16 protein-coding genes are annotated in these 19,033 nt (G+C 69.8%); 11 read left to right on the forward strand and 5 right to left on the reverse strand.

What is annotated here, in order from left to right:
- Nucleotides 1-5 precede the first annotated feature (5 nt).
- Nucleotides 6-3,101: an efflux RND transporter permease subunit gene (locus tag AB6A69_RS02805; protein ID WP_371059586.1), complete on the forward strand. Its 3,096-nt coding sequence runs from the start codon at nt 6-8 to the stop codon at nt 3,099-3,101.
- A 29-nt stretch (nt 3,102-3,130) separates the two neighbouring features.
- Here AB6A69_RS02805 and AB6A69_RS02810 read toward each other — a convergent pair whose 3' ends face one another.
- A complete protein-coding gene (locus tag AB6A69_RS02810; RefSeq protein ID WP_371059587.1) occupies nt 3,131-3,973 on the reverse strand; it encodes an endonuclease/exonuclease/phosphatase family protein in 843 nt (280 codons plus the stop codon).
- Between the two features lie 216 nt (nt 3,974-4,189).
- Complete coding sequence (cls, locus tag AB6A69_RS02815; protein ID WP_371059588.1) at nt 4,190-5,641, reverse strand: cardiolipin synthase; 1,452 nt, start codon at nt 5,639-5,641, stop codon at nt 4,190-4,192.
- Nucleotides 5,642-5,858: 217 nt separating this feature from the next.
- Between cls and AB6A69_RS02820 the strand changes: the two genes are divergently transcribed.
- From AB6A69_RS02820 to glnT, 5 genes are all read left to right on the forward strand, one after another.
- Nucleotides 5,859-6,527 carry a helix-turn-helix domain-containing protein gene (locus AB6A69_RS02820; RefSeq protein WP_371059590.1) on the forward strand — a complete coding sequence of 223 codons (669 nt, stop codon included), beginning with the start codon at nt 5,859-5,861 and terminating at the stop codon, nt 6,525-6,527.
- Between the two features lie 150 nt (nt 6,528-6,677).
- Entirely contained in the window at nt 6,678-7,568 is an 891-nt protein-coding gene (locus tag AB6A69_RS02825) for a glutamine amidotransferase family protein (RefSeq protein WP_371054288.1), read from the forward strand.
- A 1-nt stretch (nt 7,569) separates the two neighbouring features.
- Nucleotides 7,570-8,247 carry a protein GlxC gene (locus AB6A69_RS02830; protein WP_371054287.1) on the forward strand — a complete coding sequence of 226 codons (678 nt, stop codon included), beginning with the start codon at nt 7,570-7,572 and terminating at the stop codon, nt 8,245-8,247.
- Nucleotides 8,247-9,578 carry an FMN-binding glutamate synthase family protein gene (locus AB6A69_RS02835; RefSeq protein WP_371038586.1) on the forward strand — a complete coding sequence of 444 codons (1,332 nt, stop codon included), beginning with the start codon at nt 8,247-8,249 and terminating at the stop codon, nt 9,576-9,578. Before AB6A69_RS02830 ends, AB6A69_RS02835 begins: the two co-directional genes overlap by 1 nt.
- A gap of 37 nt (nt 9,579-9,615) precedes the next feature.
- Nucleotides 9,616-10,944: a type III glutamate--ammonia ligase gene (gene glnT / locus AB6A69_RS02840; RefSeq protein WP_371059591.1), complete on the forward strand. Its 1,329-nt coding sequence runs from the start codon at nt 9,616-9,618 to the stop codon at nt 10,942-10,944.
- 9 nt (nt 10,945-10,953) lie between these two features.
- Here glnT and AB6A69_RS02845 read toward each other — a convergent pair whose 3' ends face one another.
- The gene (locus AB6A69_RS02845; RefSeq protein ID WP_371059592.1) at nt 10,954-11,772 is read right to left on the reverse strand and encodes a cyclopropane-fatty-acyl-phospholipid synthase family protein; all 819 of its coding nucleotides are present in this window, start codon (nt 11,770-11,772) and stop codon (nt 10,954-10,956) included.
- 269 nt (nt 11,773-12,041) lie between these two features.
- On the opposite strand from AB6A69_RS02845, the gene AB6A69_RS02850 reads away from it, so the two are divergent.
- The 5 genes from AB6A69_RS02850 to arsJ all read left to right on the forward strand — a co-directional run bounded on the left by AB6A69_RS02850 (nt 12,042) and on the right by arsJ (nt 17,565).
- Nucleotides 12,042-13,361, forward strand: a complete 1,320-nt coding sequence (locus AB6A69_RS02850) for a glycine cleavage T C-terminal barrel domain-containing protein (RefSeq protein ID WP_371059593.1) — start codon at nt 12,042-12,044, stop codon at nt 13,359-13,361.
- 99 nt (nt 13,362-13,460) lie between these two features.
- Nucleotides 13,461-14,282 (forward strand): methylenetetrahydrofolate reductase, encoded by an 822-nt coding sequence (locus AB6A69_RS02855; RefSeq protein ID WP_371059594.1) that lies wholly within the window; start codon nt 13,461-13,463, stop codon nt 14,280-14,282.
- Nucleotides 14,283-14,459: 177 nt separating this feature from the next.
- On the forward strand, nt 14,460-15,305 hold the full coding sequence (locus AB6A69_RS02860) for a helix-turn-helix domain-containing protein (protein ID WP_371059595.1): 846 nt from the start codon (nt 14,460-14,462) through the stop codon (nt 15,303-15,305).
- Nucleotides 15,302-16,300 (forward strand): ArsJ-associated glyceraldehyde-3-phosphate dehydrogenase, encoded by a 999-nt coding sequence (locus AB6A69_RS02865; RefSeq protein WP_371059597.1) that lies wholly within the window; start codon nt 15,302-15,304, stop codon nt 16,298-16,300. The genes AB6A69_RS02860 and AB6A69_RS02865 overlap by 4 nt, the downstream gene beginning before the upstream one ends.
- Nucleotides 16,297-17,565, forward strand: a complete 1,269-nt coding sequence (arsJ, locus tag AB6A69_RS02870; RefSeq protein ID WP_371059598.1) for an organoarsenical effux MFS transporter ArsJ — start codon at nt 16,297-16,299, stop codon at nt 17,563-17,565. Before AB6A69_RS02865 ends, arsJ begins: the two co-directional genes overlap by 4 nt.
- Nucleotides 17,566-17,622: 57 nt before the next feature.
- On the opposite strand, the gene AB6A69_RS02875 is transcribed toward arsJ, so the two are convergent.
- Complete coding sequence (locus AB6A69_RS02875; RefSeq protein WP_371059599.1) at nt 17,623-18,204, reverse strand: TIGR02281 family clan AA aspartic protease; 582 nt, start codon at nt 18,202-18,204, stop codon at nt 17,623-17,625.
- Between the two features lie 54 nt (nt 18,205-18,258).
- Nucleotides 18,259-18,876, reverse strand: coding sequence for a MarC family protein (locus AB6A69_RS02880; protein WP_371059600.1), 618 nt, complete (start codon nt 18,874-18,876; stop codon nt 18,259-18,261).
- Nucleotides 18,877-19,033 lie beyond the last annotated feature (157 nt).

The following is a 19,033-nucleotide window of genomic DNA, read 5'->3' on the forward strand; positions in this document are numbered from 1 at the left end:
GGCGGATGATGGAGGATGCCACGCGAACGGCCCAGGGCGGCACGGCGCTTTTCGTGCGCCGCCCGATCCTGGCCTATGTGCTGAGCGCGCTCGTCGTGCTGGCGGGGCTCGCCGCGATCTTCGGCGCCGAAATCCGCGAGCTTCCGAATGTCGATCGCCCGGTCGTGACCGTTACGACCCAGTTCCCGGGCGCATCGCCGGAAAGCATCGACCAGGAGGTGACCGGCCGGATCGAGGGGGCCGTGGGCCGGGTCGCGGGCATTCGCTCGATCTCGTCGAACTCGCGTTTCGGGCGCAGCCGCGTCACGCTGGAATTCACCGGCAACGTCGATATCGATGTGGCGGCGACCGACGTCCGGGATGCCGTGGCGCGGATCGCGGGACAGCTTCCCGACGGTGCCGAGACGCCCGAGATCGTCAAGGCCGACGCCGACGCGCAGCCGGTGGTGCGCGTGGCCGTCACCTCCGCCAGCCGCTCGCCGCAGGATCTCACGCGGATCGTCCGGGAGCGGGTCGAGGACCGGCTGATCTCGATCGAGGGTGTGGCCGACCTTCAGATCTACGGCGACCGGGAACCGATCTTCCGCGTGGACATCGACCTGGCCGAGCTGGCCAGCCGGGGCCTGACACTTGCCGACATGCGCCGCGCGCTGGCCGATGCGGGCTTCAACGCGCCGGCGGGCGATCTTGCGGGCAGCCGGCAGTCGATCAACGTGCGCACCACGGCGCTCGTGGCCTCGCCAGCCGCCTTCGAGGATCTGCAACTTGCTTCGAACGTCCGCGTGCGCGACGTGGCCACCGTGACGCTGGGCCCCGCGCCCAACGAGACGGTGCTGCGCGCCAACGGCCAGACGGGGCTCGGGATCGGCATCATCCGGCAGGCGGGCAGCAACACGCTCGACATCTCGGCGGCGGTGCGGGCGACCGTGGCGGAACTCGACGCCACGCTGCCCGAGGACGTGCGCATCTTCGTCACCTCCGACGACGCGGTGTTCATCAACGGCGCGATCGCGGAGGTCCTGAAGACGCTCGGGCTGGCCATCCTCATCGTCGTCGTGGTGATCTTCGTGTTCCTGCGCGACGCGCGCGCCACGATGATACCCGCGATCACCATGCCGGTGGCGCTGATCGGCACGCTCGCCGCGATCTGGATGGTGGGCTTTTCCGTCAACATCCTGACGCTGCTCGCCCTCGTGCTGGCCACCGGGCTCGTGGTGGACGACGCCATCGTCGTTCTGGAAAACATCGTGCGGCGGCGGTCCGAAGGAATGGGCCCGCGCGCGGCGGCCGTGCTCGGCACGCGGCAGGTGTTCTTCGCCGTGGTGACGACCACCGCGACGCTCGCGGCCGTGTTCGTGCCGCTGTCCTTCCTGCCGGGACAGGCGGGCGGGCTTTTCCGTGAATTCGGATTCACCCTCGCGATGGCGGTCGCGCTCTCTTCCGTCGTGGCGCTGACGCTTTGCCCCGTGCTGGCGAGCCGGCTCCTGCGCGAGGGATCGGCCCGGACCGGCCCGGTGGCGTGGGTCGGCAATCGCCTCGCGGCGATCTATGCGCGCACGCTGGGCTGGGCGCTCGCCGTGCCGCTGGTGATCGTGCTTGCCGCGGCGCTCTTCGCGGCGACGGCCGTTCTGGTGGGCAGCGGCATCCGCCATGAACTGACCCCGCGCGAGGATCGCGCCGTAGCACTTCTCAGCGTGACCGCGCCGCAGGGCGTCTCGCTCGACTACACCACCGGAAAGATGCGCGAGATCGAGGACGCGGTGCAGCCCCTGCGCGAGGCGGGCGAGATCACCAACGTCTTCTCGATCACCGGCTTTGGCGCCGACAACCGCGGGTTCATGGTCTTCACGCTGGCCAAGTGGGGCGAGCGCGCGCGCAGCCAGGACGAGATCGTGGGCGAGATCAACGGCAAGCTGCGCCGGATCGTGGGCGTGCGCGCCTTCGCGATCCAGCCCAATTCCCTGGGCATCCGGGGCGCCGGGCGGGGCCTGTCCTTCGCCGTCACGGGATCGAGCTACGCGCAGCTCGCGGAGGTGGCCGAAAGCCTCGTGGCCCGGATGCAGGAGATGCCGGCGATGGGCCAGGTGCGCCTGGAATACGAGACGACCCAGCCGCAGCTTTTCGTGGAGATCGACCGCACCCGCGCGGCCGATCTGGGCATCGACATCACCGGGCTGGGCGAGGCGCTGCGCGCGGTGCTGAACGGGCGCACGATCGGCGAGGTCTTCGTCGAGGACGAGGCGATCGACGTGCAGATGCTGTCGACCACGAACCCCGTGAACGACCCGGGCGATCTGCAGAACATCTTCGTGCGCTCGTCGGAGGGGCAGATGGTGCCGATGTCGAGCTTCGTCCGACTGGAGGAGCGCGCTGTCGCGCCCGAACTCGAACGCGAGGGCCAGCAGCGCTCGGTCGAGATCTCGGCAGGGCTCACGCCGGAGCTGGCGCTTGGCGACGCGCTGGCGCAGGTCGAGGAGATGGCGGACGACATCCTTGCCGAGGAAAACCGCATCGTCCCGCTGGCCGAGGCCGCGACGCTCGACCAGACCAACGCGGGCCTCCTCGTGACCTTCGCCTTCGCCATCGCGGTGGTGTTCCTCGTGCTTTCCGCGCAGTTCGAAAGCTTCGTCTCGGCCATCGTCGTGATGGCGACCGTGCCCATCGGGCTGGCCTGCGCGGCCTTCGCGCTTCTGCTGACCGGGCAGAGCCTGAACGTCTATTCGCAGATCGGGCTCGTCATGCTGATCGGGATCATGGCCAAGAACGGCATCCTGATCGTGGAGTTCGCGAACCAGCTGCGCGACCGGGGGCAGGGGGTGCGCGAGGCGATCCTCGACGCCTCCACGATCCGCCTGCGTCCCGTGATGATGACGATGACCTCCACCGTGCTGGGCGGCGTGCCGCTCATCCTGTCGTCGGGGGCCGGGGCCGAGGCGCGCGAGGCGCTGGGCTGGGTGATCGTGGGCGGGCTCGGGCTCGCCACGCTTTCCACCCTCTATCTCACACCGGTCGCCTACCTTCTGCTCGCCCGCTTTTCCAAGCCCCGTGCCGAAGAGGCGCGGCGGCTGACCCGGGAGCTCGAAGAGGCGCTGGCGGGCTGAGGCGGTCGCGCCGGCGCCGTCCTGTCGGCTCAGGCCCGGCGCAGCCTGCGGAGCCTCGACCGCGGCGGTGCGGGACGCGCGGCGGGCGCGGGGTGGTCGGACGCGTCGGGCATGAGGGCGGGCGCGAATTCCGCCCAGACGGGCAGGTGGTCCGAGGCGATGCGGCTCGGCCCTTCCCTGACAACGCCCGCGCCGAAGGCGTGCAGGCCGCGGCCGTGCGCGATCCTGTCGAGCGGCGCCAGCGGCCGCGCGGCGTGGAAGCTGGCGCCCGGCGCGAGCACCGCGAAATCGGGCGCGAGGGCCTCGAGCCCGCGGACCGTGGACCATTCGTTGAAATCGCCCAGGATCAGGGTGTTGGGCAGGGCGGCGGCGTCCAGCCCGGTCCGGATCGTGGCGAGCTGGCGGCGCCGCCACGCGCGCAGGAGCCCCAGGTGGGTCGCGACCACGCGCACGCGCGCTTCGAGCCCGGGCACGGCGATTTCCGCCGTGATCGCGCCGCGCGGCTCGAGCGCGGGAAGCTCGATCGAGGCCGCCGCGCGCACCAGCAGATCCCGCCGCACCAGCAGCGCGTTGCCGTGCACGCCGAGCGAGCCTGGATTGCCGCCCACGTCCACGACCTCCATGCCGGTGGCCTCCGAGATCTCGTGGCGCGACAGCGCGGCGGGCCGGGTGCCCAGGCGCAGATCGGCCTCCTGCAGGGCGACGATGTCGGCGCGCAGATCGGCGATGGCGGCGATCACGCGCGCGGGATCCCGCCGCCGGTCGAGGCCGACGGCCTTGCGGATGTTCCAGGTCGCCACGCGCAGGGCCGCGGCGGGCGCCGTGTCCGGTTCCCGTCCTTGCCAGTCGATCGTCTCGCGGTCTGTCTGCACCAATCCTCTGTTCCTTGCCGGGCGTCCTCTGCCCCCTTGTCGCGTCGCCTGGTCGCGCCGCGCGGGCGTGTCAGGCGCGCTGACCGGCGGCCACAGGGCTGCCGCGGGGCCTCGATGATCGCCCGTGAGCCGCATGTCGGGCGGGGTTTCGCATTATGTCGCGACGCCGCGGCGGCGATTCAAGGCGGTGGCGCCGTGCGGCCCATCCCGCGCGCCTCACAGCACGGGGCCCATCATGGCGACCGAGTTGTTCCAGAGCCGTTTCGCCGGACCCCAATCCGTCACCTCCTTCATGGTGATTTCGCGCGACCGGGAAATGTAGCCGTCCTGCAGGTCGCGGAGTTCTCCGGTGAGCGCCCTGTCCTTGAGAAGCACGTTGTTTTCGTAGTTGAGCTCGAAGGAGCGCCGGTCGAGATTGGCCGAGCCGATCAGGGCGATCTCGCGGTCGAGGGTGAGCGACTTGGCGTGCAGCAGACCTCCCTCGTACTCGAAGATCCGCACATTCGATTGCAGAAGCTCGAGGTAGTAGCTTCGGCTCGCGGCGCCGACGATCCAGGAATCGTTCTTGGCAGGAAGCACCAGGCTGGTGCGGACCCCGCGATGGCCGGCGCCGCAGAGCGCCGACTGCATCGAGTCCGAGGGCACGTAATAGGGCGTCGTGATCACCAGTTCCTCGCGCGCGCCGTGCATCAGCGTCTCGAAGACTTCCGGCATGGCGGAATTGCGGACCGTCGGTCCGGTGCCGATCGCCTGTGCCACGATCGAGCCCTTCGACGGCTGTTCCGCTGCCGATGCGTCCAGATCCTCCAGCCCGTCGTCGACATGCGAGACCCAGTCCTGCAGGAACAGCCTCTGGTTCTGGCCGGCCACCGGGCCTTCGAGGCGCAACATGACGTCGATCCAGGGGGCGTATCGGGGTTTCACCCGGAATTCCGGGTCGGCGCAGTTCTGGCTGCCGCAATAGGTGATGCGGTCGTCGATCACCACGATCTTGCGGTGGTTCCTGAGATCGACCCGGCCCCGGATCGGGTGCAGCAGCGGGTTGCCGATGGGAAGCGCAGCGGCGAGCCGCACGCCGGCCGCCTGCATGTCGGTCCAGTGGCGCGAGCGCACGAGCCGCCGGGAGCCGAGATCGTCCGCCATCGCGCGCACGACGACCCCGCGGCGCGCGGCCGCCTTGAGCGCCTCGACGACCTTCAGACCGTTGTTGTCGTCGAGCCAGATGTAGAAGACGAGATGGACGTAGCGCTCCGCCGCCGCGATGTCGTCGAGCAGGGACGCGATCGAGGCGTTCGAGTCGGAGAAGACCCGCGCGGCGTTTCCGGTCGTGGGAAGAAAGCCGCTGACAGAATGGCCGAGGTTGAAGAGATACGCATGGTCCGAGGCGACGGCCGCGATCCGCCTGCGGGCATCAACTGGGTCGACCTGCGGCGCCTTGAAAAGCCGCGCGGCCTCGCGGTAGCGCGCGACCCGGCGCCGGCCGATGTTGGTTTCTCCGAAAAGGACATAGGCCAGCATGCCGACCGCCGGCAGCGCGAGCATGACGAGAACCCAGGCGACGCGGGCCGAGGGCTCCCGGTAGGGGCGCAGCAATGCCCGCAGGATGAAGCCCACCTGCAGCGCGATATAGAGCGTCAGCAGAGAGACGGTCACGACCGATGAACTCATCGCGCGTCCTGCGCAAGGTGATGAAGCCCGGTTGCCTGCGCCATGTCCGCCTCCGTTTCGAGGGTGCCGCTTTCGGACGCATCCTCGGCGTTCGGGGCGCGCAGCGCAATGTCGCCATGGCGCGACGGCGTTGTCGCCCGTGGGTGCCGGATTGACCGCAGCGAACGATTTTTTCTCTTGCGGAACCGGGCTAGGCTTGCAGCCGGGGCGCTCGGTCATGTCGCGCCCGGCAGGAAAGAGGCGAGACGCCGTGGCGCGCAAACCCGTAACGCTGACCCAGGATCCCCATGGACGCCGCGGCGCGCGCGAAAAGGTGCTCGAGGTCGCGATCGGGCGGGAGTTGCGCGCCTTCCGTCGCCAGCAGAGCATCACCGTGGCCGAGCTCGCCCAGCAGACGGGGCTTTCGGCCGGTATGCTCTCGAAGATCGAGAACGGCAACATCTCGCCCTCGCTCACGACGCTCCAGGCGCTGTCGCACGCGCTGAGCGTGCCGCTCACGGCCTTTTTCCGCGGCTACGAGGAGCGCCGGGGCGTCGTCCATACGCCGGCGGGGCAGGGGGCGGATGTCGAGCGGGCGGGCACCCGGGCCGGGCACCAGTACAACCTGCTCGGTCACCTGGGCTCCAACGCGAGCGGCGTGGTGATGGAACCTTATCTCATCACGCTCTCCAAGAAGACGGACGTCTTTCCCGTCTTCCAGCACGAGGGGCTGGAGCTGATCTACATGCTGGAAGGCGAGGTGGGCTACCGTCATGCCGAAAGCCTGTTCGACCTCCGGCCGGGAGATTCGCTGTTCTTCGATGCCGACGCGCCGCATGGCCCCGAGGAGCTGCGCCGCCTGCCCATCCGGTACCTCTCCGTGATCTGCTATCCGCAATCGGGATAAGCGTGGCTGCCTGAATTCTGTGCAGATCCGCCACTGGTTGGCGGGCCGGGGCCCAAGCTGGGTATTGGCACTTTTGCCCCAGAAGAAAATCTGTTTCCCATCAGTCCTGGCGGGCCCGTCTCTGGGCCGGCGGCGAAGCGGGGCGCGGCAATGTGCGGAATCGTCGGACTGTTTCTCAAGGACGCGGCGCTCGAGCCGCGGCTCGGCGCGCTTCTGTCGGACATGCTGATCACCATGACCGATCGCGGCCCCGACAGCGCGGGGCTCGCCGTCTACGCGCCGGGGGGCACGGGCAAGATCACGGTGCAGTCGGACGCGCCCGCGGCGGATCTCCCGGGGCTCGACGCGCGACTGTCCGAGGCTCTGGGCGCGAGGGTCACGATGCGCGCGAAGGACACCCACGCCGTTCTAGAGCTGCCCGCCGACTGCATTCCTGCGGCGCGCGAGGCCCTGGCCGGGCTAAGCCCGGGCCTTCGGGTGATGAGCGCGGGCGAGGCGATCGAGATCTACAAGGAGGTCGGGCTGCCCCGCGACGTGGCGGCGCGCTTCGACCTCGCGTCGATGACCGGCACCCATGGCATCGGCCACACGCGCATGGCCACCGAATCCGCCGTCACCACGCTGGGCGCGCATCCCTTTTCCACTGGCGCCGACCAGTGTCTCGTGCATAACGGCTCGCTTTCGAACCACCACAACCTCAAGCGCCGCCTCGCCCGGGCCGGCGTGGAGGTGCAGACCGAGAACGACAGCGAGGCGGCGGCGGCCTACCTCACCTGGCGGATGCAGGAGGGGGCCACCCTCGGCGAGGCGCTGGAGGCGGGGCTGGCCGATCTCGACGGCTTCTACACCTTCGTGGTCGGCACCAAGGACGGCTTCGGCGTCGTGCGCGACCCCATCGCCTGCAAGCCCGCCGTGATGGCCGAAACCGACGGCTACGTCGCCTTCGGCTCCGAATACCGCGCGCTGGTCGGGCTTCCCGGCATCGACGCGGCGCGCGTCTGGGAACCCGAACCCGCCACCGTCTATTTCTGGGCCCGCTGACATGCAGACGATCGACCTTGCCGCCGAGGACCTCCGGACGCTGAACGCCACGCTTCAGGGCGCGGGCGGGAACGCGACCGAGTGGGAGGTGCTGAACCCTCGCGGCGCCCATGCCCTGGCGGTCGGTCTCGACACGCCGATCCAGGTCACGGTGCGCGGCTCCACCGGTTACTATTGTGCCGGCATGAACAAGCGGGCGACCGTGCGCGTCGCGGGATCGGCCGGGCCGGGCGTGGCCGAGAACATGGTCTCGGGCACCGTCATCGTGGAGGGCGACGCCAGCCAGTATGCCGGCGCCACGGGGCGCGGCGGCCTGCTGGTCGTGAAAGGCAACGCGAGTTCGCGCTGCGGCATCTCGATGAAGGGCATCGACATCGTCGTGGGCGGGGGCGTGGGCCACATGTCCGCCTTCATGGCTCAGGCCGGAACGCTCGTCGTGTGCGGCGACGCGGGCGAGGCGCTGGGAGACTCGCTTTACGAGGCGCGCCTCTTCGTGCGCGGACGGGTGAAGAGCCTCGGCGCGGATTGCGTCGAGAAGGAGATGCGCCCCGAGCACCTGGAACTGGTTGCCGGGCTGCTCGAGCGGGCGGAGATCGACGCGCGGCCCGAGGCGTTCCGCCGCTACGGCTCGGCCCGCACGCTCTACCACTTCGACATCGACAACGCCGGGGCCTACTGATGAGCGACACTCCCCAGACGCCGCCGCGCTTCTCCGCGACCTTCCCGCCCGAGGTGAACGCCGAGATCCGCCGCGCCGCGGCCACCGGCATCTACGACATCCGGGGCGGCGGGGCGAAGCGGCGGGTGCCGCATTTCGACGATCTGCTTTTCCTGGGCGCGTCGGTGTCGCGCTACCCGCTGGAGGGCTACCGCGAAAGCTGCGGGACGGACGTGGTGCTGGGCGGACGCCACGCGACGAAGCCGCTCAACCTCCAGATCCCGATCACCATCGCGGGGATGAGCTTCGGCGCGCTCTCGGGTGCGGCGAAGCAGGCGCTCGGCCGGGGCGCGAGCATGGCGGGCACCTCGACCACCACGGGCGACGGCGGCATGACCGACGAGGAACGCGAGCACTCGACGCTTCTGGTCTACCAGCTCCTGCCCTCGCGCTACGGCATGAACCCCGACGACCTGCGCCGCGCCGACGCCATCGAGGTCGTGGTGGGGCAGGGCGCCAAGCCCGGCGGCGGGGGGATGCTGCTCGGCCAGAAGATCTCGGACCGGGTGGCCGGGATGCGCACGCTGCCAAAGGGGATCGACCAGCGCTCCGCCTGCCGCCACCCGGACTGGACCGGGCCCGACGACCTGGAGATCAAGATCCTGGAGCTGCGCGAGATCACCGGCTGGGAAAAGCCGATCTACGTGAAGGTGGGCGCGACGCGGCCCTACTACGACACCGCGCTCGCCGTGAAGGCCGGCGCCGACGTGGTGGTGATCGACGGGATGCAGGGCGGCACCGCCGCCACGCAGGACGTGTTCATCGAGCATGTGGGCATCCCGACCCTCGCGGCGATCCGCCCCGCCGTGCAGGCGCTTCAGGATCTCGGCGTCCACCGCGAGGTGCAGCTCGTCATCTCGGGCGGGATCCGCAGCGGCGCCGACGTGGCCAAGGCCATGGCGCTCGGGGCCGACGCGGTGTCCATCGGCACGGCGGCGATGATCGCCATCGGCGACAACGATCCGAAATGGGAGGCCGAGTACCGGAAGCTGGGTACCACCGCGGGCGCCTATGACGACTGGCACGAAGGGCGCGACCCCGCGGGCATCACCACGCAGGATCCCGAGCTTGCCGCGCGCCTCGACCCCGAGGACGCGGGCCGCCGGCTGCGGAACTACCTCAAGGTGATGACCCTAGAGGCGCAGACCATCGCGCGCGCCTGCGGGCACAACCACCTCCACAACCTAGAGCCCGAGGACCTGTGCGCGCTGACGATGGAGGCCGCGGCGATGGCGCGCGTGCCCCTTGCCGGAACGGACTGGTGGCCGGGCAAGCCCGGAGGCGGCCTCTAGTCCCGCCGGGCGGCGACATCGGAACAGGGAGACGGCGATGACACAGGATCTGGCGGAGTTCGCCCGCGAAAAGGGGGTCAGGTACTTCATGATCTCCTTCACCGATCTCTTCGGCGGCCAGCGCGCGAAGCTGGTCCCGGCGCAGGCGATCGGCGACATGCAGAAGGACGGCGCGGGTTTCGCGGGCTTCGCCACCTGGCTCGACATGACCCCGGCCTTTCCCGACATGCTGGCCGTGCCCGACCCCGCGAGCGTCGTCCAGCTTCCGTGGAAGCCCGAGGTCGCCTGGGTCGCGGCCAATTGCATGATGGAGGGAGAGGAGGTCGCGCAAGCCCCGCGCAACGTGCTGCGCCGCCAGATCGCGGCCGCCGCGGAGGCCGGGCTGCACGTCAAGTCGGGAATCGAGGCGGAGTATTTCCTGCTCACGCCCGCTGGCGACGCCATAAGCGATCCCTACGACACCGCCGAGAAGCCCTGCTACGACCAGCAGGCCGTGATGCGCCGCTACGACGTGGTGCGCGAGATCTGCGACCACATGCTCGATCTCGGATGGGGCCCCTACCAGACCGACCACGAGGACGCGAACGGGCAGTTCGAGATGAACTGGGCCTTCGACGACGCCCTCGTCACCGCCGACCGGCACAGCTTCTTCAAGTTCATGGTGAAGTCGGTGGCCGAGGCGCACGGGCTGCGCGCCACCTTCATGCCCAAGCCCATCGAGGGGTTGACGGGAAATGGCTGTCACGTCCACGTCTCGGCCTGGGACGCGCCGGGCGCCGATGCGGGCCGCAACGTCTTCGACGGCACGGGGCCGGGCCCCGCGGGAGAGCTCGGACTCTCGGCGGATGGCGCGCATTTCCTCGGCGGGATCATGCGCCACGCGCCCGCGATGGCGGCGATCACCAACCCGGTCGTGAACAGCTACAAGCGGATTAACGCGCCCGTCACCCATTCCGGCGCCACCTGGGCGCCCAACACCGTCACCTGGTCGGGCAACAACCGCACCCACATGGTGCGCGTGCCCGGGCCGGGGCGGTTCGAGCTGCGCCTCGCGGACGGCGCGGCCAACCCCTACCTGCTGCAGGCGGCGATCATCGCGGCGGGGCTGTCGGGTCTGAAGGACGAGGCCGATCCCGGGCCGCGCCTCGACATCGACATGTACGCGGACGGCCACACCGTCACCGAGGCACCGCGGCTGCCGCTCAACCTGCTCGACGCGCTGCGCGCCTTCGAGGCGGACGGCGCGTTCTCCGGGGCCATGGGGGAGGCGTTCACGGCCGCCTACCTCAAGCTCAAGAACCGGGAGTGGCACTCCTTCGTCTCGCATTTCTCCCGCTGGGAAAAGGAAAACGCGCTCGACATCTGAGCGCCGCCTTCAGCCGGGCTTGCGTGCGACGAGGCAGGCCCAGGTGATATGCCCGCCGGCCAGCGCCTTCCGCCAGCGCGCGACGCTCTGCGCGATGGCGTCCCGCGCGTCGGGGTCGAGGCCGGGCACCGGGTCCGACAGCGCCTCGGCCAGCTTGTCGTAATGGGTGCGGATGTCCCGGGGGCGCTCCTCCGACGCCGCGATCTCGAACCCCGCCGCCTCCGCCATGGCGCGGTAGTCCGCGGGCGTCGCGCCGGCCCGGGCGCCCAGCCTCGCGAAGGCCTCGTTGACCAGCGCCTCGTCCGCGCCCGGGGCGGTCAGGATGTCCGAGAGCGCGAAGACGCCGCCGGGACGCAGCACACGGTGGACCTCGGCCATCACGCGCGGCCGGTCCGTGGAATGGATGAGCGACTCCTGGCAGATCGCCGCGTCCCATGCGCCGTCGGGCTCGCCGATCTCGTGGAAATCGCCGAGCCGGACATCGATGCGGTCGTCGAGCCCGGCCTCGGCGTTGCGGCGCCGCGCCTCGGTCACGGCGCGCCCGGAGATGTCGATGCCCGCCGCGGGGCACCCCATGCGCGCCAGAAGGCGCAGCGTCCCGCCATAGCCGCAGGCGATGTCGAGAACCCGGTCGCCGGCCACGATCCCGGCGAGGGAGAGAAGATGGCGCGTCATCGCGACGGAGGCGTCGGCCACGCTTTCGGCCCCGGTGTCGTAACGCCCGATATGGATGTCGTCCCCGCCCCAGCAGAGCCGGTAGAAGGCCGCGACGTCTGCGTCGTCGTAATAGGCGGCCGCCTCTGCCGCGTCGGTCTTCCCGCCGTCCATCCGTGCCCCCGTGTCTGACACCTCCCCAAGACATGCCACGGCCCGACGTGCCGGTCCATGCCGTCGCGGCGCGCAGCTTGGCGCGGTCGGTAGCGCACCCCCGAAGAGGTCGGCCGGAGCTTTAGAAGGCTGAGGTGTTTGCGAAACACCGGCGGGCTGTCGTTGCGCGACGTCCTCGGCTTTGGCAGGCTCAGAACGGAAGGAAAAGCCGGAGGTTGCGCGCGGGAGGAGCGCGCCGTCTCGGGACGCGACCGCAGGGAGGGGATCGCATGACGGAAGAGGGCCGCTCCCATCCGAACGTGCCGGGCGTGGACCAGTCCGACCGGCTGGTTCCCGTGAACCTGCGGCAGTCCGGCGCCCCGCCCGTGCAGATGCTGATCTCCACCCGCGTGCGGAAATCGCCCTTCTGGCATCTCTCGGTCGAGGCGGGGTGCTGGCGCGCCACCGTCTATAACCGGATGTATCACCCGCGCGGCTATGTCCGGCCCGAAGAGGGCGGCGCCATGGCCGAATACGAGGCGCTGGTGAACCGCGTCACGCTCTGGAACGTCGCGGTCGAGCGCCAGATCCGCGTGCGCGGACCCGACGCCGAGGCGTTCGTCAACCGTGTCATCACGCGCGATGCCACGAAGATCCAGCCCATGCGGGGCAAGTACGTGATCGTCTGCAACGAGAAGGGCGGCATCCTCAACGACCCGGTCCTTCTGCGTCTTGGCCGCGACGAGTTCTGGTTCTCGGCCTCCGACAGCGACCTGCTTCTGTGGTTGCAGGGCGTGAACGTGGGGCTTGGCCACGACGTGGAGATCGCCGAGCTCGACGTCGCGCCGCTTCAGGTCCAGGGGCCGACCTCGGAGGCGTTCATGGCCGATCTCTTCGGCGAAGAGATCCGTCGCCTGCCCTATTACGGCCTTTTCGAAACGACGCTTGCCGGCTGCCCGGTGGTGGTCAGCCAGACCGGCTTTTCCGGCGAGAAGGGCTACGAGATCTTTGTGCGCGACGCGACCCTCGCCGCGGAACCGGTCTGGTACGCGCTGCGCGCGCATGGCGCGCTCTACGGGCTACGGGTGATCGCGCCGGCCCATCATCGCAGGATCGCGGCCGGTATCCTGTCCTGGGGCCAGGACATGGATACCGAGACCTCCCCCTTCCAGGTGAACCTCGCCTACCAGGTGCCCCGCAAGAAGGCCGCCGACTACATCGGGCGCGCCGCGCTGGAGGCTCAGCGCGCCGAGATCGACGCGGGCCGCTTCCCCTTCAAGCTGAAGCTCGTCGGGCTGACGATGGGCGGGAGTCCGGTGACCGACTACGCCCCCGATTTCTGGCTCATCGCCACGCCGGACGGAGAGCGGGTGGGCTACGTGACCTCGCCGTGGTGGTCGCCCGAGCTTCAGGTCAACATCGCGCTTGGCTACGTGCCGCCGGCACTCTCGGCGCCGGACACGGCGCTGAAGGTCGAACTGCCAGACATCTACGCGGACGCCACGGGCCGACCCGTGGACGCCCGGGTGACGGAGGTGCCGTTCCGGCCCTCGTCGCATCCCGGCGCGCGGGAGCAGGCGCAGGCGGCCGGCCGCGACTGGGCCGGCTGAGGGCGCGGAGACCGGATCGTCGTGCCCCATCGCCAGCTTGTTCCACAGCCAGCCGATGCGCTCTTGCGGCGGCTCGTCATCTCCGGCGGGGCGGTGCCCATGGGGTTCGAACTGTTTCCGCCACGGTCGGAGCGCCGCCATGCACAGTTCCGCGAGACCGTCGAGCGCCTCGCCCCGGCTGCCAGCGAGGGGTTCTCCGTCACGATGGGCGCGGGCGGCACCACGCGCGCGGGCACCCACGACAGCGCGGTGGAGGTGGCGCGCCTGACCGGGCGACCCGTCATGGCGCACCTGACGGCGCTGGGTCTGTCGCGGCGGGCGGCGCTCGAGACGGCGGAGGGTCTCTGGCAGGCCGGGATCCGCGACATCCTTGCGCTGCGGGGGGATCAGCCCCACGCGATGGAGGGTCCGCTGCCGCCGGGCTTCGCGCATGCCTCGGACCTCGTCGCGGCGCTTGCAGAGCGGCACCCGTTCCGGATCGCCGTCGCCGCCTATCCCGAAAAGCACCCCGAGGCCGGCACGCTCGACCAGGATATCGACCACCTGAAGCTGAAGCTCGATGCCGGGGCGCACATGGCCTATTGCCAATTCGTGCTGGACCCGGCGGCTTACGGGCGGTTCCTCGAGGCATGTGCGCGCCATGGCATCGACGCGCCGATCGTGCCCGGCCTCATGCCGCTCGAGGGGTGGGCGCGTGTGCGGAGCTTCGCCAGGGCCAACGGCACGACGGTGCCCGACTGGCTGGAACGGCTCTTCCGGGAGAGCGAGGACAAGCCCGAGATGCAGCCCTATCTCGCGGCGGCGGCCACGGTCGAGCAGGCCCGGCGCCTCATCGCCTACGGCGCCCCCTCCATCCATGTCTACACGATGAACCGCTGGCCGCTTCCCCTGGCACTGTCGCGTCTTCTGGGGCGGTGCTGAGCCCGCGCGCATCGCCGCCACGCTTGCCGGGCTGAGCGGGGCCGGCACGCGGCCGTGGCGCAGCGCGGCCTGACGCTGCCTGACGCAACCGCAGCCGGCGGAAACCCGGGACGATCCTTTGCCCCCCAAGCGGGAAAAAGAACTTGCGAAAGCTCATATTTCATATATTCACGAAATATGGAAATTACTGCCTCCGACCGCCTTTCGACACTCGGCCACCCGCAGCGGCTGGCCCTCTTCCGGCTGCTCATGCGCCGTTACCCCGACCGCGTGCCGGCCGGTGAGCTGGCCTGTGCGCTGGATCTCAAGCCCTCCACCTTGTCGTCCTACCTGGCCGCGCTGATGCAGGCCGGCCTCGTCACGCAGGAGCGTGCGGGCACGTCGCTTCGCTACACGGTCGACATGACGGAGGTGCGGGGCACCCTCGACTACCTGCTGCGCGACTGCTGCCGCGGGCGGCCGGAACTTTGCCCGCCTCTGACCGATCCCTCCACGACAGGAAAACTTCCCATGCCCGAAAACCTTTACAAGGTGCTCTTCATCTGCACCGGCAACTCGGCGCGGTCGATCTTCGCCGAGTCCATTCTTCGCAAGGAGGCCGGCGACCGCTTCGAAGCCTATTCGGCCGGCACGAAACCCTATTCCGAACTCAATCCCTTCGCGCTGGAGGTGCTGGCGCAGAAGGGGCACGACATCTCCGTGCTGCGCGCGAAGAACCTGTCGGAATTCCAGGGCGACGACGCGCCCAAGTTCGATTTCGTCTTCACGGTCTGCAACCAGGCCGCCAACGAGGAATGCCCCGCCTGGCAGGGGCAGCCGATCAGCGCCCACTGGGGCATGCCCGACCCGGTGCAGGTGGAGGGAACCGACGCCGAGAAGAGCCTCGCCTTCCAGCAGGCCTACGGGGCGCTGCGCAATCGCATCCGCGCCTTTGCCGCGCTGCCTTTGGCCTCGCTCGACCGGATTTCGCTCCAGAAGGCGGTGGACGAGATTGGCCACGCGAGCAACGGGGCGCCGGCATGACGGTCTACGCGGTGAACGGCCTGGGGCGGATCGGCAAGCTTGCCCTCAAGCCGCTGCTCGAACGTGGGGCGACGCTCGCCTGGATCAACGACGCGATCGGCGATCCGGCGATGCACGCCCATCTGCTCGAGTTCGACACGGTGCATGGCCGCTGGGACGCAGCCTTCGCACATGACGACGCCTCCGTCACCATCGACGGCACGCGCCTGCCTTTCGTCGGCGCGCGGGATCTTTCCGACCTGCCGCTCGAGGGCGTGGACGTGGTCATCGACTGCACCGGCGTCTTCAAGACCGAGGCAGCGCTCGCGCCCTATTTCGAGGCGGGCGTGAAGAAGGTGGTCGTCTCCGCTCCGGTCAAGGACGGCCCCACCGCCAACATCGTCTACGGCGTCAATCACGACATCTACGATCCCGTGGCCCACCGGATCGTCACCGCCGCGTCCTGCACCACGAACTGCCTCGCGCCGGTGGTGAAGGTGCTGCACGACAGCCTCGGCATCCGCCACGGCTCCATCACCACGATCCACAACGTGACCAACACCCAGACCATCGTGGATCGCCCGGCGAAGGATCTGCGCCGGGCGCGCTCGGCGCTCAATTCGATGATCCCGACGACGACCGGCAGCGCGACGGCGATCACCCTCATCTACCCCGAGCTCGCCGGCCGGCTCGATGGCCATGCCGTGCGCGTGCCGCTTCTGAACGCCTCCATCACCGACTGCGTCTTCGAGGTGGAGCGCGCGACCGATGTCGATGAGGTGAACGCGCTCTTCGCGGCCGCGGCCGAGGGGCCGCTTTCGGGTATCCTCGGCTACGAGGAACGCCCGCTCGTCTCGACCGACTACACCAACGATACCCGGTCGGGTATCGTGGACGCGCCCTCGACCATGGTGGTGAACGGCACGCAGGTGAAGGTCTACGCGTGGTACGACAACGAGATGGGCTACGCGCACCGGCTGGTGGACGTGGCGCTGATGGTGGGCGCGTCGCTGTGAGCGCGCGGCCCGACGGTCTTTCCGCCTACGTCGCCGTGACGGCGGCCTACTGGGCGTTCATGCTGACCGACGGCGCGCTCAGGATGCTGGTGCTGCTGCATTTCCACACGCTGGGCTTCACGCCGGTGCAGCTTGCCTATCTCTTCGTGCTCTACGAGATCGCCGGGATGATCACGAACCTCGCGGCCGGGTGGATCGCGGCGCGGTTCGGGCTGACCTCGACGCTCTATGCCGGGCTCGCGATCCAGGTCGTGGCCCTCGTCGCGCTGGCGCGGCTCGACCCGGACTGGGCGATCGGCCTATCGGTGGCCTATGTCATGCTCGTCCAGGGGGCGAGCGGCGTGGCCAAGGATCTCGCAAAGATGTCGTCGAAGTCGGCGGTGAAGATCCTGGCGCCGGCCGGGCAAGGCGGCCTCTTTCGGTGGGTGGCGCTGCTGACGGGGTCGAAGAACGCGGTGAAGGGCCTGGGCTTCCTGCTGGGCGCCGCGCTCCTGGCCACGCTCGGCTTCGCGTGGGCGGTTCTCGCCATGGCGGCGGTGCTGGCGGCGATCCTCGTCGCCGTGCTGATCGTCATGCCGCCGGGCCTTCCGAAAGGGCGCAAGGGGGCGAAATTTTCCGAGGTGTTCTCGAAATCGGCCAACGTGAACTGGCTGTCGGCGGCGCGGGTGTTCCTTTTCGGTGCGCGCGACGTCTGGTTCGTCGTCGGCATCCCGATCTATTTCTACGCGGTCCTCTCGGACGGCACGGAGGCGGGCAACCGCGCGGCCTTCTTCCTCATCGGGAGCTTCATGGCGCTCTGGATCATCCTTTACGGGGCGGTCCAGGCCGCGGCACCGCGGCTGCTGCGCGCCGCCCTGCGCCCGGAGGCCGAGCTGGTGCACGCGGCGCGGGGCTGGGCCTGGGGCCTGTTTCTCGTGCCCGCCGCGCTCGCCGTCGCCGCGCTCCTCTCGCCCGGGCCGCAAGCCTGGCTGACCGCAACGCTGGTCGCGGGGCTTCTGGTCTTCGGCGCGATCTTCGCGGTGAACTCGTCGCTGCACTCCTACCTGATCCTCGACTTCACGCGGGCCGAGCGGGTCACGATGGATGTTGGCTTCTACTACATGGCGAATGCGGCGGGCCGGCTTCTCGGGACGGTTCTGTCGGGGCTCACCTACCAGCTCGGGGGGCTGGCGCTCATGCTCGGGACGGCGGCGGTCATGCTCACGGCCTCGGCGCTGGCCGCCGGGCGTCTGCGCGCGGACCGGTCTGTGGAGGCGCCGGCCTGAAGGGTGGGGCGATCGCGGATCGAGGCCCGCGCCCGACGCGGGGATGGCGCCCGGGCCTCACCGGGTCAGCACAAGCTCGCCATCCGAGATCCGGATCGTGCCGAAGCGTTGCAGGTAGCTCATCCCCAGGAGCGACTCGCGCATCTCGCCCGCGTTGACCCAGGCGTTGAAGCCCTCGTCGCGGATCGGACCCGTGCCGATGCTGTCGAGCCTCACGGGCGCGGTGGCCACCTCGCCATTCGCGGTCATGGCCCGGCCGAGAAAGGCAAGGGACGCCGTGTCGATGCCCGCCCGCGCGGCGTCGGCCCGCGTGAGGACGACCTGGCTCGCGCCCGTGTCCACCACGAAGCGCACGGGGACGCCGTTCACGTCGAGGGTGAGGTAATAGTGCCCGTCGGGTGCGCGCGGGACCGTGATCCGGCCCTGATCGGCCAGCACGTTCTGGCGCGGCGCCACCGTCTGGCGGATGTCGCCCCAGAGCCCCACCGCCGCGATCGCGCCGAGAAAGATCAGCCCCCAGACCGCGGCGTATTGCGCCATCTGTCCCAGGCGCGTCCGGTTGCGCAGCAGAAGCCAGAACGCGATCGCCCCACCCAGAAGGGCGAGGTAGGTCAGTTGGGCGATCTGGTCTCCGGTCATCGGCGGCGGCCCTCTGGCGGTTGAATGGGGATGTAGGCACACCGGCCCCGGATGTCAGGACCCCGCCAGCCCGAAGGCGCGGAATCCGTCCAGCACGAACTGCACGGACAGCGCGGCGAGCAGCATCCCCAGAAGCCGGGTGACCACGTTGACGCCCACCCGCCCGAGCGCCCGTTCGATGAGGCCGCTTGCGAGGAAAAGGATGAACGCGATCGCGACCACCGTCGCCATCACCCCCGTGACCCAGGCCAGCCCCAGAAGGCCGGGGTTCTCCTCGGTCAGCAGGATCATCGAGGCGATGGCGCCCGGTCCGGCCAGGAGCGGGATCGCCAGTGGGAACACCGACGGGTCGGGACGATCTTCGCTGGCCTGGTCCTGGCGCCGCTGGGCGCGCCGCTCGAACAGCATGTCGAGCGCGGTGAGGAAAAGCAGGATCCCGCCGGCAATGCGGAAGGCGGGCATCGAGATCCCGATGAAGCCCAGAACCGCCTCGCCGAACGCTCCGAAAAGCGCGAGGATCGCGATGGCGATCACGCAGGCGCGCAGCGCAATGGCGCGTCGTTCGGCAAGCGTCATTCCGGGTGTCAGCGCGACGAAGACGGGGGTGAGGCCCACCGGATCGATGACGACGAACAAGGTCGTGAAGGCGACGACGAGAAAGGCGGGCTCCATGCGCGCAGTCTTTCCCCGAAGACGCAGATGCGCAAGACTCGCGGCCTCGCGGACGGTGCCGTTCTTCCGCCGCGTCCCGGGAGCGTTTCACGGTCATCGCCGCGCCATCGACCTGTCCTGCGCCGGGTCGCTTTCGGGCCGCGGATCCTGGTCCGGG

Origin of the sequence: Rhodosalinus sp. 5P4 (assembly GCF_041365695.1) — a bacterium.
GTDB lineage: Bacteria > Pseudomonadota > Alphaproteobacteria > Rhodobacterales > Rhodobacteraceae > Rhodosalinus.